This is a genomic window from Streptomyces nidicola, from assembly GCF_050106155.1.
GTDB lineage: Bacteria > Actinomycetota > Actinomycetes > Streptomycetales > Streptomycetaceae > Streptomyces.
Window position 1 is genome coordinate 7530272 of the sequence record NZ_JBNBPI010000001.1, and the last position, 14065, is coordinate 7544336.

At 70.6% G+C, this 14065-nt stretch carries 12 protein-coding genes and 1 riboswitch; of the genes, 6 read left to right on the plus strand and 6 right to left on the minus strand.

Annotated features, from left to right (window positions below; translation table 11 throughout):
- The first annotated feature begins 42 nt into the window (after positions 1-42).
- Positions 43-1464, plus strand: a complete 1422-nt coding sequence (locus ACOKM3_RS34015; protein WP_426905061.1) for a DNA polymerase IV — start codon at positions 43-45, stop codon at positions 1462-1464.
- On the opposite strand, the gene ACOKM3_RS34020 is transcribed toward ACOKM3_RS34015, so the two are convergent.
- On the minus strand, positions 1407-1781 hold the full coding sequence (locus tag ACOKM3_RS34020; protein ID WP_426905062.1) for a PRC-barrel domain-containing protein: 375 nt from the start codon (positions 1779-1781) through the stop codon (positions 1407-1409). The genes ACOKM3_RS34015 and ACOKM3_RS34020 overlap by 58 nt on opposite strands.
- Before the next feature lie 123 nt (positions 1782-1904).
- Positions 1905-2000, plus strand: a riboswitch (glycine riboswitch).
- 186 nt (positions 2001-2186) lie between these two features.
- Between ACOKM3_RS34020 and gcvP the strand changes: the two genes are divergently transcribed.
- The gene (gene gcvP, locus ACOKM3_RS34025) at positions 2187-5072 is read left to right on the plus strand and encodes an aminomethyl-transferring glycine dehydrogenase (RefSeq protein ID WP_426905063.1); all 2886 of its coding nucleotides are present in this window, start codon (positions 2187-2189) and stop codon (positions 5070-5072) included.
- A 51-nt stretch (positions 5073-5123) separates the two neighbouring features.
- On the opposite strand, the gene ACOKM3_RS34030 is transcribed toward gcvP, so the two are convergent.
- The gene (locus tag ACOKM3_RS34030; protein WP_426905064.1) at positions 5124-5324 is read right to left on the minus strand and encodes a DUF5999 family protein; all 201 of its coding nucleotides are present in this window, start codon (positions 5322-5324) and stop codon (positions 5124-5126) included.
- Positions 5325-5675: 351 nt separating this feature from the next.
- On the minus strand, positions 5676-6266 hold the full coding sequence (locus ACOKM3_RS34035; RefSeq protein WP_426905065.1) for a hypothetical protein: 591 nt from the start codon (positions 6264-6266) through the stop codon (positions 5676-5678).
- 537 nt (positions 6267-6803) lie between these two features.
- On the opposite strand from ACOKM3_RS34035, the gene ACOKM3_RS34040 reads away from it, so the two are divergent.
- The gene (locus ACOKM3_RS34040; RefSeq protein ID WP_426905066.1) at positions 6804-8324 is read left to right on the plus strand and encodes a glutamate-cysteine ligase family protein; all 1521 of its coding nucleotides are present in this window, start codon (positions 6804-6806) and stop codon (positions 8322-8324) included.
- A 14-nt stretch (positions 8325-8338) separates the two neighbouring features.
- Here the strand turns inward: ACOKM3_RS34040 and ACOKM3_RS34045 are convergent, their stop codons facing one another.
- Positions 8339-10102 carry a substrate-binding and VWA domain-containing protein gene (locus tag ACOKM3_RS34045; RefSeq protein WP_426905067.1) on the minus strand — a complete coding sequence of 588 codons (1764 nt, stop codon included), beginning with the start codon at positions 10100-10102 and terminating at the stop codon, positions 8339-8341.
- Positions 10103-10292: 190 nt separating this feature from the next.
- Here ACOKM3_RS34045 and ACOKM3_RS34050 point away from each other — a divergent pair, with 190 nt between their 5' ends.
- Positions 10293-11093 carry a CPBP family intramembrane glutamic endopeptidase gene (locus tag ACOKM3_RS34050; RefSeq protein ID WP_426905068.1) on the plus strand — a complete coding sequence of 267 codons (801 nt, stop codon included), beginning with the start codon at positions 10293-10295 and terminating at the stop codon, positions 11091-11093.
- Positions 11094-11099: 6 nt separating this feature from the next.
- On the opposite strand, the gene ACOKM3_RS34055 is transcribed toward ACOKM3_RS34050, so the two are convergent.
- A complete protein-coding gene (locus ACOKM3_RS34055; protein ID WP_426905069.1) occupies positions 11100-11909 on the minus strand; it encodes a PhzF family phenazine biosynthesis protein in 810 nt (269 codons plus the stop codon).
- A gap of 220 nt (positions 11910-12129) precedes the next feature.
- Here ACOKM3_RS34055 and ACOKM3_RS34060 point away from each other — a divergent pair, with 220 nt between their 5' ends.
- A complete protein-coding gene (locus tag ACOKM3_RS34060; RefSeq protein ID WP_426905070.1) occupies positions 12130-12756 on the plus strand; it encodes a PadR family transcriptional regulator in 627 nt (208 codons plus the stop codon).
- An 87-nt stretch (positions 12757-12843) separates the two neighbouring features.
- Here the strand turns inward: ACOKM3_RS34060 and ACOKM3_RS34065 are convergent, their stop codons facing one another.
- On the minus strand, positions 12844-13272 hold the full coding sequence (locus ACOKM3_RS34065; protein ID WP_426905071.1) for a type II toxin-antitoxin system Rv0910 family toxin: 429 nt from the start codon (positions 13270-13272) through the stop codon (positions 12844-12846).
- Between the two features lie 257 nt (positions 13273-13529).
- On the opposite strand from ACOKM3_RS34065, the gene ACOKM3_RS34070 reads away from it, so the two are divergent.
- Entirely contained in the window at positions 13530-14039 is a 510-nt protein-coding gene (locus ACOKM3_RS34070) for a Clp protease N-terminal domain-containing protein (protein WP_426905072.1), read from the plus strand.
- Positions 14040-14065: the final 26 nt, after the last annotated feature.

Consider the following 14065-nt stretch of genomic DNA (forward strand, 5'->3'; position numbering starts at 1 on the left):
CGTACGGCCGCGTTGTCAGTGGCGTAGGGCAGCATCAGTGATGTGAGAACCGCGCCCACCATCCTGCATCTCGACATGGATGCCTTCTACGCCTCTGCGGAGCAGGCGGCGAAGCCGAGCCTGCGCGGGAAAGCGGTCGTCGTGGGCGGGCTCGGTCCGCGTGGTGTCGTGGCCACGGCGTCGTACGAGGCGCGGAAGTTCGGGGTGCACTCGGCGATGCCGATGGGGCAGGCGCGCAGGCTCGCCCCGCATGCCGCCTATCTTGTGCCGCGCTTCCGGCTCTACCGGGAGATCAGCGAGCAGGTGATGGGGCTCCTGGCCGCCCTTTCGCCGCTCGTGGAGCCGCTGAGCCTGGACGAGGCGTTCGTCGATCTGGAGGCCGGTGAGGCGGCCTGGGACGCCGCTTCGGCGGAGGCCGTGGGGCATCGGCTGCGGGCAGACATCCGGCGTGTGACCGGACTGACCGGGTCGGTGGGGCTCGCCGCGTCCAAGATGCTCGCGAAGATCGGCTCGGAGGAGGCGAAGCCGGACGGGCTCGTGCTCATACGCCCCGGTACCGAGCGGGCGCTGCTCGGGCCGCGGTCCGTGCGGATCCTGCCCGGCGTCGGGCCCGCGACGGCGGATCACCTGCGGCGGGCCGGGATCCTGACCGTGGAGGAGATCGCGGGGGCCGGCGAGGACGAGCTGGTGCGTCTCCTCGGGAAGGCGCACGGCAGCCATCTGTACGAGATGGCGCTGGCCCGTGACGAGCGGCCGGTCGTCGCCGAGCGGGACTCCAAGTCGGTATCGGTCGAGGACACGTACGACGTGGACATCCATGACCGGGTGCGGGTCCGGATGGAGGTGCGCAGGCTCGCCGGCCGGTGCGTGGAGCGGCTGAGAGCGGCCGAGCGCTCGGGGCGGACCGTGGTGCTCAAGGTGCGGCGCTACGACTTCTCGACGCTGACGCGCTCAGAGACGCTGCGGGGGCCGACGGACGATCCCGGGGTGGTGCGGGAGGCCGCGGCGCGGTTGCTGGAGAGCGTGGACACGACCGGCGGCGTGCGATTGCTGGGGGTCGGCGTCAGCGGGCTCGCCGACTTCACGCAGGAGGACCTGTTCGCGCAGTTCGCCGCCGCCGAGGAAGCGGCCGCGGAGGAGGCGGCGGCCGAGGAGCCGGAGGGGGATGCGGTCGCGGCCGAGCCCGTGGAGGCCGCCGAGCCCATCGAGCGGCGATGGCTGGCCGGGCACGATGTGCGGCATGCCGAGTTCGGGCCCGGGTGGGTGCAGGGGAGCGGGTTGGGGCGGGTGACCGTGCGGTTCGAGACGCCGTATGCGGTGGTGCCGGGGCGGGTGCGGACCTTCCGGGTCGATGATCCCGAGCTGGAGTCGGCGGACCCGCTGCCGCTGGTGGAGGGCGCCGAGGTTCAGGTCGGGTCGTCCTCCGCTCCCGCGACCTTGCCGAACGTGACGTCGGGGGACTGAGGGGCCGTGATGTCCAGACCGTAGTGGTCGTAGAGCTGGAGCTCCTGCTCGGGGGAGAGGTGGCGGCCGACGCCGAAGTCGGGGGAGTCCTTGATCAGGGAGCGCTCGAAGGGCACGTGCAGTGTGCCGTCCGTGAAGTCGCTGGGTTCGAGTGGGACGAAGGCATCGCGGCTGAACAGGCCGGTTCGTATCGCGGCCCACTCCGGCACGCCCGTGGCGTCGTCGAGGTACACCTCGTCGATGGTGCCGATCTTGGCTCCGTTGCGGTCGAACGCCTTGCGGCCGATCAGATTGCGCGGATCAACATCGGTCTGCACGGGCCCTCCAACTGATCGCGATGATCGCAACTCGTCTGTAAGCACTACGAAAGAGCACATTGCGGAAGGCGGCCACTCGGGGGCTGCGGCCAAGTAGCCGCTGGTAGGCTGGCGAGTGGCTGCTGACCCCGTGCGGGAGAGTCTTCCGACAGTAGTCGGGGGCGCCGAAGGAGCAAATCCTCCCCGGAATCTCTCAGGCCCCTGTACCGCACGGACGAGGTCACTCTGGAAAGCAGGGCGGGGTGCACGGTTTCCGCTCTCACCGACGGTGCAAGCCGGTGTGTTCCGTGTTCTCGCGGGGTGGGCCGGTGAAGCTCTCAGGTTGAGATGACAGAGGGGGAGGCCGTCCGGGTACCCGCGCCGTGGTGCCCCTCGTAGGTCGCAATGACCAGGAGGCCTCCGCCAATGACCGCCAACCGTATTCCGCTCTCGCAGCTGGAGCGAGGAATCCCCTTCGAGCAGCGCCACATCGGCCCCGATGACGCCGCTCAGGCCAAGATGCTCGCGCAGGTCGGCTACGGCTCGCTGGACGAGCTGACCGCGGCCGCGGTGCCCGATGTGATCAAGAGCGCCGAGGCGCTCGACCTTCCGGCCGCCCGCAGCGAGGCCGAGGTGCTCGCCGAGCTGAAGTCGCTCGCCGAGCGCAACCAGGTGCTCGGCTCGATGATCGGCCTCGGCTACTACGGGACGTTCACGCCGCCCGTCATCCTGCGCAATGTGATGGAGAACCCGTCCTGGTACACGGCGTACACGCCCTACCAGCCGGAGATCTCGCAGGGCCGTCTCGAGGCGCTGCTCAACTTCCAGACCATGGTCGCCGAGCTGACAGGACTGCCGACCTCCGGCGCCTCGCTGCTCGACGAGGGCACGGCCGCCGCGGAGGCCATGGCGCTGTCGCGCCGCGTCGGCAAGGTCAAGAACGGCGTCTACGTCGTCGACGCCGACGCCCTTCCGCAGACCATCGCCGTCATCGAGACGCGTGCCGAGCCGACCGGCGTCGAGATCGTCGTCGCCGACCTGAGCGAGGGGATTCCCGCCGAGGTCGCCGAGCGCGGTGTCGTGGGCGTGCTCGTGCAGTACCCCGGTGCCTCGGGTGTCGTGCGGGACATCAAGCCCGTGATCGACCAGGCGCACGAGCTGGGCGCCATCGTCACCGTCGCCGCCGATCTTCTTGCTCTTACGTTGCTGACCTCGCCCGGTGACCTCGGCGCGGACATCGCCGTCGGTACGACGCAGCGCTTCGGTGTCCCGATGGGCTTCGGTGGTCCGCACGCCGGATACATGGCCGTGCGCGAGAAGTTCGCGCGCTCGCTGCCGGGCCGCCTGGTCGGTGTGTCCGTCGACGCCGACGGGAACAAGGCGTACCGCCTCGCCCTGCAGACCCGTGAGCAGCACATCCGCCGCGAGAAGGCGACCAGCAACATCTGTACCGCGCAGGTGCTGCTCGCCGTCATGGCCGGCATGTACGCCGTGTACCACGGGCCCGAGGGCCTGAAGTCCATCGCCCGGCGCACCCACCGCTACGCCACCGTGCTCGCCGCGGGGCTCACTGCGGGCGGCGTCGAGGTCGTGCACGGCGCGTACTTCGACACCCTCACCGTGCGGGTGCCGAGCCGGGCCGCCGAGGTCGTCTCCGCGGCGCGCGAGGCCGGCGTCAACCTGCGTCTCGTGGACGCCGATCACGTCTCGCTCTCCTGTGACGAGACCACCACACGGGCCCAACTGGGCGCCGTGTGGAGCGCGTTCGGTGTCGAGGGGGACGTCGAGGCGCTGGACGCCGAGGCGGCGGACACGCTGCCGGGCGGGCTGCTGCGCGAGGACGACTACCTGACGCACCCCGTCTTCCACCAGCACCGCTCCGAGACGGCGATGCTGCGTTACCTGCGGACGCTCGCCGACCGCGACTACGCGCTGGATCGCGGCATGATCCCGCTGGGCTCCTGCACGATGAAGCTCAATGCGACGACGGAGATGGAGCCGGTCACCTGGCCCGAGTTCGGCCAGCTGCACCCCTTCGCCCCCGCCGAGCAGGCGCAGGGCTACCTGACGCTCATCCGTGAGCTGGAGGAGCGGCTCGCCGAGGTCACCGGCTACGACAAGGTGTCGCTGCAGCCGAACGCCGGCTCGCAGGGTGAGCTCGCCGGTCTGCTCGCCGTCCGCGGCTACCACCGGGCCAACGGGGACGAGCAGCGCACCGTCTGCCTCATCCCGTCCTCCGCGCACGGCACGAACGCGGCGAGCGCCGTGATGGCCGGCATGAAGGTCGTCGTCGTGAAGACCGCCGACGACGGCGAGGTCGACATCGAGGACCTGCGCGCCAAGATCGAGCAGTACGCCGACCAGCTGTCCGTCCTCATGATCACGTACCCGTCGACGCACGGTGTCTTCGAGGAGCACGTCGCCGACATCTGCGCCGCCGTGCACGACGCGGGCGGTCAGGTCTACGTCGACGGCGCCAACCTCAACGCGCTTGTGGGCCTCGCCAAGCCGGGCCGCTTCGGCGGCGACGTCTCGCACCTGAACCTGCACAAGACGTTCTGCATCCCGCACGGCGGCGGTGGTCCCGGCGTCGGCCCGGTGGGTGTGCGCGAGCATCTGGCGCCGTACCTGCCGAACCACCCGCTGCAGCCGGCCGCGGGCCCCGAGACGGGCGTCGGCCCGATCTCCGCGGCGCCGTGGGGCTCCGCCGGGATCCTGCCGATCTCCTGGGCGTACGTACGGCTCATGGGCGGCGAGGGGCTGAAGCGGGCCACGCAGGTCGCCGTGCTCTCCGCGAACTACATCGCCAAGCGGCTCGAGCCGCACTTCCCGGTGCTCTACAACGGCCCGGGCGGGCTCGTCGCGCACGAGTGCATCATCGACCTGCGGCCGCTCAGCAAGGCGACGGGCGTGAGCATCGACGACGTCGCCAAGCGGCTCATCGACTACGGGTTCCACGCGCCGACCATGTCGTTCCCGGTCGCCGGGACGTTCATGATCGAGCCCACCGAGAGCGAGGACATCGAGGAGCTCGACCGGTTCTGTGACGCGATGATCGCGATTCGCGGCGAGATCGAGCGGGTCGCCTCCGGCGAGTGGGCCGCCGACGACAACCCGCTGCGGAACGCTCCGCACACGGCCGGGATGCTCGGCGGTGACTGGGAGCACGCGTACCGCCGGGAAGAAGGTGTCTTCCCGGCCGGGGTGGTCGCTTCGGACAAGTACTGGCCGCCGGTGCGGCGTATCGACCAGGCGTTCGGCGACCGGAACCTGGTGTGTTCCTGCCCGCCGCTCGACGCCTACGAGGGCTGATCCACTCGGGACTGCGCGGCCGTCGGTCGCGCAGTCCTGCTCAGCTGATCCCTACGCCGCCGTCACCACCGTGCCCAGTGGGCGGTGCGGGGCGATGATCCTGCCACTGGGCAGCAGCTCGCCGGTGTCCTCGAAGAGCAGGACCCCGTTGCAGAGGAGGCTCCACCCCTGCTCGGGGTGGTGAGCCACAGGGAGTGCTGCTTCCCTGTCCTCGGATTCCGCTGTCGGGCAGAGTGGCTGGTGCTGGCACATGGATGGGATCTTTCGCTGCGAAGTGATCTCGATGACGTGGGCTGTGCTGGTGGTGCCTGTCGTGCTGCGGCTTGAAGGCTTGTTCATGGCCGCCCCCCGATTTCGTGAGTTTCTGGAACCCAGTGTTGCCCTGTGGGCGTCAATCCGCAGGGATTTCCTTGCAGCGGTCCTTATGGGTGTCAGACGCATCACCCGTGCGGACGGTTCAGTTCAACTCGACTCTCCCTTCGGGTGGTTAGGAGTGGTCGGTACGGGCTAGTCCGCCCGGGCAGGGCTGTGCCCCGCGACCGGACGGCGGACGGTGCGGGGCACAGGCGTGCGCGACAGGGGCCGTCGGCGGGCCCCGGTCGGTCAGGCGAGCAGGCCGGCGGTGGCCGGGGTCGGCGTCAGGCGGTGCGTGAGGACCGGCAGGAGCTCCGCCACCCGGTGCGGGCGGTGCGGGGCGATACCGGGCGGTGCGGGTGCCAGCGGGACGAGGATGTCGTCGGCCGCGGGTTGGCCGCTCGCCGGGTCGGCGGTGCGCTCGCCGTGCAGCCACAGCGTGAGCATATAGAGCTCGGGCACCGAGAGCAGCCGCGGCTGGTAGGCCTGGGGCAGTGACTCCGCCTGGCGGAGGGCCCGTTCGGTGGACCTGATGTAGGGGCCCTCGAAGAAGTGCGAGAAGGCCCAGCCGTCGGGTGTGAGCATGGTGTCGGCCGCTGCCACCGCTCGCTCCCCGCAGCGGATCAGGAAGCGCCAGCCGGTGAGACGGGCCCTGGATGGCCCGGTGGTTCCGTTGATGTGGTCCAACACATGGAGCGGCAGCGGGAGTTCGGGTGTGGCGGGTCCCTGTGCGGAGCGCAGGGACGGGGTGCGTGCCTCGCGGACGGCGGTGGGGGAACCGAGGGCCGTGAGAACGCTGCGCAGGGCAGGCGCGGGAGCCGGTGGGACGTGCAGCGGCATGGTGGGTCGCCTCTCATTCGACAGGCATGTGATGCGAGGGCGGTGCGGGACGAGCGGACGGCGCTGTCTGCTGCGGGTGCACAGGGGTACACGGGACGGAAAGGGCGGGGGTCCGGTCCGAATCCGGGCCGCGGGCGCCAACTCCCTGTCTCGCCAGCGGAGTTTATACGATGCGTGTTCACGCAGTGTTTCACCTAGCATGCCGCCCGGATTTCGCAAGGTGCTATTCGGGCGCGGTTCCCCTGCGGTTTTGTGGCTATCCTCCCCATTTCCGCTGGGGCCGCCGTGTGTGACCTCGACGCCCTTCGGTCGAGCGGTCGGCTTGTTCTTGTCGGCGTTTTTCACCAGGGCCGCAAGTGACGGAATCTGCGGGCGGCCGCATGCCTGAGGAATGTGCCTGCGGGTAACCGCCCTGAGCGTACTGCTCCGTGGTCGCGCGCGGGGGCGTTACGGATCACATTGCCGGGGCATCATCCACCGTGACACGCGGCCGTGACGGAGCATCAACGGGTCGCCCGTGCGAGGAGGGACGCTTCCATGGGGGAGAAGGTCGTTGCGGGGACGGTCGGTCTTGCCGATCCGCGGCGCTATCGGGAGAAGCTCAAGGAGTGCCTGGAGGGGTTCGGGCGACTGCTGGAAGAGAAGCGCTTCGATCGTCCGAAGAATCTCATGGGGCTGGAGATCGAGCTGAATCTCGCGGGGCCCGACGGGCTGCCGAGAATGATGAATGCGGAAGTTCTGGAGCGCATCGCGAGCCGCGATTTCCAGACCGAACTCGCGATGTTCAATCTCGAAGTGAACATTGCCCCGCACCGGCTCGGCGGCCGCGTTCTCGACCAGCTAGCCGAGGAACTGCGCACGGGGCTCGGATATGCGCACCGGAAGGCGAACGAGGTCGACGCGGGCATCGTGATGATCGGCATTCTGCCGACGCTCGGCGCGGACGACCTGGTCTCGGCGAACCTGTCGGACGTCGACCGCTACACCCTTCTCAACGACCGCATCGTGGCCGCGCGGGGCGAGGACTTCGCGCTCGACATCGCCGGTGTCGAGCGGCTGACCTGCACGTCCTCCTCCATAGCGCCCGAAGCCGCGTGCACGTCCGTGCAGTTGCACCTCCAGGTGACGCCGGGGCGCTTCGCCGATGTGTGGAACGCGGCGCAGGCGGTGGCCGCCGTGCAGACAGCCCTCGGCGCCAACTCGCCCTTCCTGTTCGGCCGTGAGCTGTGGCGCGAGTCGCGGCCTCCGCTGTTCCAGCAGTCCACCGACACCCGGCCGCCGGAGCTCGCGGCGCAGGGCGTGCGGCCGCGCACCTGGTTCGGGGAGCGCTGGATCGATTCCGCGCACGACCTTTTCGAGGAGAACCTGAAGTACTTCCCGCCGCTGCTGCCGATCCTCGACGACGAGCGGCCGCTCGACGTCATCGCCGAGGGCGGCACCCCGCGCCTCGCCGAACTCGTCCTGCACAACGGCACGGTGTACCGCTGGAACCGCCCCGTGTACGGCGTCGCGGACGGCGTGCCGCACCTGCGCGTCGAGAACCGGGTGCTGCCCGCGGGCCCCACCGTCACGGACGTCATCGCCAACACCGCGTTCTACTACGGCGTCGTCCGCGCCCTGGCCGAGGAGTCCCGGCCGGTGTGGTCGCGGCTCCCCTTCGCCGCGGCGGCCCGCAACTTCGACACCGCCTGCCGCTACGGCATCGACGCGCGCCTGGAGTGGCCGCGCAGGGGCCGGTTCGGCGGCACGGAGCGGGTGCCGGCCGTGAACCTCGTACGGGACGAGCTGTTGCCGCTCGCGGCGGCCGGGCTCGACGCGTGGGGCGTGGCGCCGGCCGACCGGGACCTGTACCTGGGGGTGATCGAGGAGCGGTGCCGGCTGCGGATGAACGGCGCGGCGTGGCAGTCGGCGACGTATCACCGGGCGCTGGAGAGCGGTCTGGCGCGGGACGCGGCGCTCGCGGCGACCACGCGCCGGTACTGCGAGCTGATGCACGGGGGCGAGCCGGTGCACAGCTGGCCCGTCGGGCTCCCGGAGCCGGCCGTTCCGCTGGGCTGAGGGGCCCGGCCGACTCAGTTGCCTGTGGCGCCCGCTTCGATGATGGCCTTCAGGATGACTTTCTGGATGTCCGCCGGGTCGCTGACCTGGTGTCCCGATCCGCCCGTCGCCTCGGCGATCTGCTCGACCTCCCGCTTGTCGGTGTCGGGCCCCACGGCGATGGCGATCAGCGGGACGGGGTGGTCGCGGTCGGTGAGATCGCCCAGCTTCTTGATGAGGTTCTCGCGGGAGATCGACCCCGGGTCCTCGTTCACACCGTCCGTGACCACCACGACGGCGTTGAACCTGCCGCTCTTGTACGAGGACGTGGCCTCCTTGTAGGCCGCGAGCGTCGTGTCGTACAGGCCCGTCGCCCCGCCGGGCACCGGCTGCAGCCCGGTGAACGCGGCCGACAGGCGGTCGCGCCGGGTGCCCGAGCCGACACGGTCGCCGAGGCGTTCGGTCGGCACGAGCTTCTTGTAGTCGCGGTCGCCGTCGAGGAACGTGGCGAACTCCCACAGGCCGATCTCGTCCTCCGGCGTGAACGTGGAGAGGGCCGCCAGCATCGACGCCTTCGTCACCTCCATGCGGGACTCGCCGCGGCTGGGCACGATGTTCCCCATCGAGGCCGACGCGTCCACGACCGTCGTGATCCGGGCGCTCTGCACCGTGATCGTCCACATGCCGAGGGTCTCCTCGAGCTGCTCCTCGGTGGGCGCCTTGGCCGCCACGCGCGCGTACGGCTGCGGGGAGCGGCCGCCGGCCCGTGAGACGACCGTCGCGGGGGAGCGGCCGCTGTCCGTGCGGAAGCCGTGCCGCTCCAGGATCGAGCGGCCCTCGGGCGCGCCGAGCAGCGTCATGAAGCGGACGGCCGCGCGGCTCTCGTCGGTGCTCAGCCTGTCCTCGCCGACCAGCGAGAACGGGTAGTCGAGGGCGGGCGAGCCGTCCTTCGGATAGAAGAGATCGACCGAACCCGCGTCCCCCGCCTCCTTGTTGTGGGCGTATGCGGCCTGCTCGGACAGGATCAGCGCCTCGTTGCGCCGCGGGTTGCCCTGCTCGGTGCCGGAGGTGTCGCGCGGCACCGTGTCCATGAGCTGTGCGTCGCTGTCGGACGTGCGCTGCGAGAGGGTCTTGGCCATGGCGGCGGCCTGCGTGCCGTCCCCCTTCGCGGACGCGGCCGCCAGCTTCGTGAGCGCCAGCAGTCCGCTGGCGCTGCGGGCGGGGTCGGCGGCGCCCAGGCGCAGCTTGTCGTCCTGCATGGCGGCGCCCGTCAACTGGGTCCAGGTGTACGTCTTCCGTGGCCAGCCGAAGGACTTCGCGGCCGTGGGAACCATGCCGACGCCGATCGGTGAAGAGGCGACGTTGCCGGCGGGCGTGACCTTGGTGTCCCCGGTGCCCGTGGTGACGCGCTGCACCCAGACGTCCGAGTCCGGCACCCAGACCTGGTAGTCCGCCGCGCCCTTGCCCGCGCGCAGGGAGTCGGCGACCTTGTACGCGTCGCGGGCGGTGACGGCCACATCGAGGCAGTTGCCGTCGGAGGTGAGCTTCTCGCGGCGGGCGTGCTCCGCCGCTTCCCGCAGCGCAGGGGCCATGTCGGGGGAGGCGACCACGTCGAGATGGACCTCGTCCTCGCATCCGCCGCCGAGGCCGAGCAGCTCGGGGCGGAACACGGCGGCCGTGCCGGCGGCGACGACCAGGACGAGGGCGGTCGCGATGGCCACGGTGCGCCCGCGCGAGCGGGGACGGGGTGCGGCGGCGGCCGTCCCGTACTCGTCGGGCATGCTGCTGTGACGTCCCATGGCGGTGGAGCCCCTCCCTGAGCCACAAAGGCAGTTGCGGTATAAGCGGTGGAGCAGTGGAGGGGAGCGGTGCGCCGAATTGCGTCGCCCTGGCCCCCTCGGCCTGTCGCACGCGATCTTCGTACCTGCATTCGAGACCCTAGCGGGACGCTGTGACGGATGCGGCTGGATTCATCAACTGGAGGCAGGTGTGCAGGTGGAGGCGGAACCGACGCCCGGTTCTTCTCCCGAAGGGCGGCTCTCACGGCGCTTCTTGCGGGACGAGACGCTGCTCGTTCTGGGGCTTTCGCTCGGTGCGAGCGGTGTGTCCGCGCTCATCAGCTTCGTCGGCTCCGTCACGAAACCCGGCGGCCTCAAGGACCAGGCGGCGACCCTGAACGCCTCGGCGGCGCCCGGCCGTCCGTGGCTCGACCTCGCCTGGCAGCTGTTCGGCATCGCGAGCGCCCTCGTGCCGGTCGCGCTCGTCGCGCACTTCCTGCTCAGGGAGGGCGAGGGGATGCGCACGATCGGCTTCGACCGCAGGCGGCCGTGGTTCGACACGGGCCGGGGCGCCGCGGTCGCCGCCGTCATCGGCAGCACGGGGATCGCCTTCTACCTCGCCGCACGGGGCCTCGGCTTCAACCTGACGGTGGTGCCGGAGGCGCTGCCCGACGTGTGGTGGAAGTACCCGGTGCTGATCCTCTCTGCGGTGCAGAACGCCGTACTGGAAGAGGTCATCGTCGTCGGGTATCTGCTGCGCAGGCTCGGGCAGTTGGGATGGACGCCGGGTACGGCACTCGTCGCGTCGTCCGTACTGCGCGGCTCGTACCACCTGTACCAGGGCATCGGTGGGTTCTTCGGGAACCTCGCGATGGGCGTCGTCTTCGCCTTCCTGTACCGGCGGTGGGGGCGGGTCGGGCCACTGGTGGTGGCCCATTCCCTGTTGGACATCGGTGCGTTCGTCGGATACGCGGTGCTGGCGGGCAAGGTGGGCTGGCTGCCGACCGCGTAGCCCGGGTCATGCGTGCAGTTCGCCTTCGATGGTCGTGACCGCGCGGCCGATCAGGAGTGTGCGCTCGCCGCGCAGGGCGACACGTACGAGACCGCTGCGGGCGGAGGCCTGCAGTCCGGCCAGCTCCTCGCGGCCAAGGCGCGCCGCCCAGAACGGGGCGAGCGCCGTGTGCGCGCTCCCGGTCACCGGGTCCTCGTCGATGCCGACGCCCGGGAAAAAGCAGCGCGACACGAAGTCGTAGCTCCGGGAGGGGGCCTCTGCGCGGGCCGTGGCGATGATGCCGCGCCGGGAGAGGCCCACGAGCGCCTTGTGGTCGGGGGTGAGCGCCCGCACGGCCTTCTCGTCGGCGAGCTCCACGACCAGGTCGCCGACGGACGGGCCCGTGTCGTGCACGGAGAGCGGCTCGGCGCCGAGGGCCTCGGCGAGCCCCGCGGGGGCGGGCTCCTCGGTGAGCGGCGCCGTCGGGAAGTCGAGCGTGAGCGAACCGTCCTCGCCGGGCGTCGCCACGAGCACGCCGCTGCGCGTCGCGAACCGCACGGGGCCGCGGGTCACCCCGGTGGAGTGCAGTACGTGGGCGGTGGCCAGGGTCGCGTGCCCGCACATGTCGACCTCGGTGGCGGGCGTGAACCAGCGCAGCGCCCAGTCGGCATCGCCGCCCTCGGGCAGCGGGTGCGCGAAGGCGGTCTCGGCGTGATTGACCTCCAGGGCGACGTTCTGAAGCCAGGTGTCGTCGGGGAAGGCGTCCAGGAGCAGGACGCCGGCGGGGTTGCCGCCGAAGGGCCGGTCGGTGAAGGCGTCGACGATACGAATACGCATGTCAGAGACGGTAGTTGCCCCCACTGACAACGGCCCAAGGCCAATCCGGGGTGGCTGGCCTGTTTTCCGGGAGCCGTCGGAGCTTGCCATCGGGCTTGTCGCCGGGCTTGCCGCCGGGGGCTTGCCATCCGAACAGTCACGATATATCGTTGAGGCATCGCGATCGGTTGATGATCGCGTTCCATGAAACCCGCGATCAGTTGTGAAAGGACTGATTCCCATGCGTAACCACGGACACGAACACGGACATGGCGACTTCGGCCCCGGCCAGCGCGGCAGGGGCGGATTCGAGCGCGGCGGCTTCGAGGGCCGGCGTGCGGCGTTCGGGCCTTTCGGGCCCGGCTTCGGCGGCCCCGGCGGTCCCGGCCCCTGGGGGCGCGGCGGCCGCGGTGGCGGGCCCCGCGGACGGGCGCGGCGCGGTGACGTGCGCGCCTCGATCCTGGCCCTGCTGAAGGACCGCCCGATGCACGGCTACGAGATGATCCAGGAGATCGCCGAGCGCAGCGGCGGCGCGTGGAAGCCGAGCCCCGGCTCGGTCTACCCGACGCTGCAGCTGCTCGAGGACGAGGGTCTGATCGCCAGCGCGAGCGAGGGTGGCAAGAAGCTCTTCTCGCTCACCGACGACGGCCGTACCGCCGCCGAAGAGGGGCCCGAAGCCCCTTGGGAGGAGGCCGGTCGCGGCGTCGACTGGGAGGCCATGAACGAGATCCGGCAGGCCGGTTTCGGCCTGATGGAGGCGTTCGGCCAGGTCTGGAAGACCGGCAGCAAGGAGCAGCGCGAGAAGGCGCTCTCCGTCATTACCGACGCGCGCAAGAAGCTGTACCTGATCCTCGCCGACGAGGACTGAGCCCCGTGCGGGCCCGGACAGGCCACAGAGCGCGGAAGAGGCGTCCCGTACGAAAGGTGCGGGGCGCCTCTTCGCGTACGTACGTAGTCAGGTCACGAGCCCGTTCAGCTTGCGCAGTGACTCGTCGAGGGCGGCCGTCGCCGAGTCCTTGAGCTTGCCCGCCATGAGCGAGACGGCCGCGCCCGTGAACTCGCCCTTGATGCGGGCCGTCGTCGCGTCGCCGTCCGGGGTGAGCGAGTAGTGCATGAAGAGGTTCACGCCCATCGGGCCCTTGCCCCTGATGGCGAAGGTGCGGCCGTCCTCCAGCTCCTCGATGGTCCAGTCGACCTCGGCGGGGAAGCCCATCAGCTTCATGTTCTCCTCGAACCGGCCGCCCACTTCGAGTGAGGTGGGACCGCCCTTCGGGAAGTCGGTGTGGGTGGCGTTCCACTTTCCGTACGAAGAGAAGTCGATGAGCTGCGCCCAGACCTTCTCCGTGGGCGCTTCCATGCGTGCTTCCGCGCTGACTTCGGCCATGTGGCCACCCCTTTGAGTCGTGAGCCATGACGGGCTTCGGTGTCGCGTCGTCGCGGAAAGTAGCCGTGTGGCCTCGAACATTCAATACTGATGACCCGTCAGTTCTGGGGTGGTGCGTTCCGGTCCCCTCGGGGACGGGTGGCTCGATCTCATCCGTAAGGAGGAGATGTTCTTGATCAGTGCCCAACTTGTGTCGGACATGAGAATGCTCCTCACCGTGGATGTTCCGAGGGGCCCGCGCTGATGGGGTGGGGAGTGTGCATAGCTCAACCCCGTCCGACGCCGATGCGCTCGGCCCCACCAGCGACGAACCCGTAGACGCCCAGCTCAGCGACGAACTCGCGGCGGTCGTCGCGGGCGCTCGACGGCGCGCGGTCCGGGACGGGGACCGGCAGATCGACACCGCGCACCTGCTGCACTCCCTCCTCGAGACGGATCCCGACGTACGCGCCGCGTTCCCGGAAGGCGCGCAGGTGGCGCGGCTGCTCGGCTATCTCGTGCAGCGCAGCATCGGGTACGGGCTGCGCTGGCAGGGCTCCGTGGAGGACTCCGGTGCCGTGCCCCTCGTGCCCTCCGCCCCCGGCTGGTCGCCCGTCGCGGCCGCCGCGATGGAGGCGGGCGTGGAGCGGGCCGCGTCGCGCGGGGAGAAGCGGGCGCGCGGCGTCGACGTGCTCGCCGCGCTCGCGGCGGACGTGGAGTGCAGGGCGGTCGAGGTGCTCGGCCGGGCGGGCGTCGATGTGGAGCGGCTGCGGCGGCAGCTCAACTGAAGCGGCGGGTGAGGCGCCGGCCGGGG

What these genes read in the sequence shown, in the direction of transcription:
- ACOKM3_RS34045 (WP_426905067.1), bottom strand. Translation starts at nt 10,102, where the DNA reads ATGGGACGTCACAGCAGCATGCCCGACGAGTACGGGACGGCCGCCGCC.
- ACOKM3_RS34030 (WP_426905064.1), bottom strand. Translation starts at nt 5,324, where the DNA reads ATGTGCCAGCACCAGCCACTCTGCCCGACAGCGGAATCCGAGGACAGG.
- ACOKM3_RS34060 (WP_426905070.1), top strand. Translation starts at nt 12,130, where the DNA reads ATGCGTAACCACGGACACGAACACGGACATGGCGACTTCGGCCCCGGC.
- ACOKM3_RS34035 (WP_426905065.1), bottom strand. Translation starts at nt 6,266, where the DNA reads ATGCCGCTGCACGTCCCACCGGCTCCCGCGCCTGCCCTGCGCAGCGTT.
- ACOKM3_RS34055 (WP_426905069.1), bottom strand. Translation starts at nt 11,909, where the DNA reads ATGCGTATTCGTATCGTCGACGCCTTCACCGACCGGCCCTTCGGCGGC.
- gcvP (WP_426905063.1), top strand. Translation starts at nt 2,187, where the DNA reads ATGACCGCCAACCGTATTCCGCTCTCGCAGCTGGAGCGAGGAATCCCC.
- ACOKM3_RS34065 (WP_426905071.1), bottom strand. Translation starts at nt 13,272, where the DNA reads ATGGCCGAAGTCAGCGCGGAAGCACGCATGGAAGCGCCCACGGAGAAG.
- ACOKM3_RS34040 (WP_426905066.1), top strand. Translation starts at nt 6,804, where the DNA reads ATGGGGGAGAAGGTCGTTGCGGGGACGGTCGGTCTTGCCGATCCGCGG.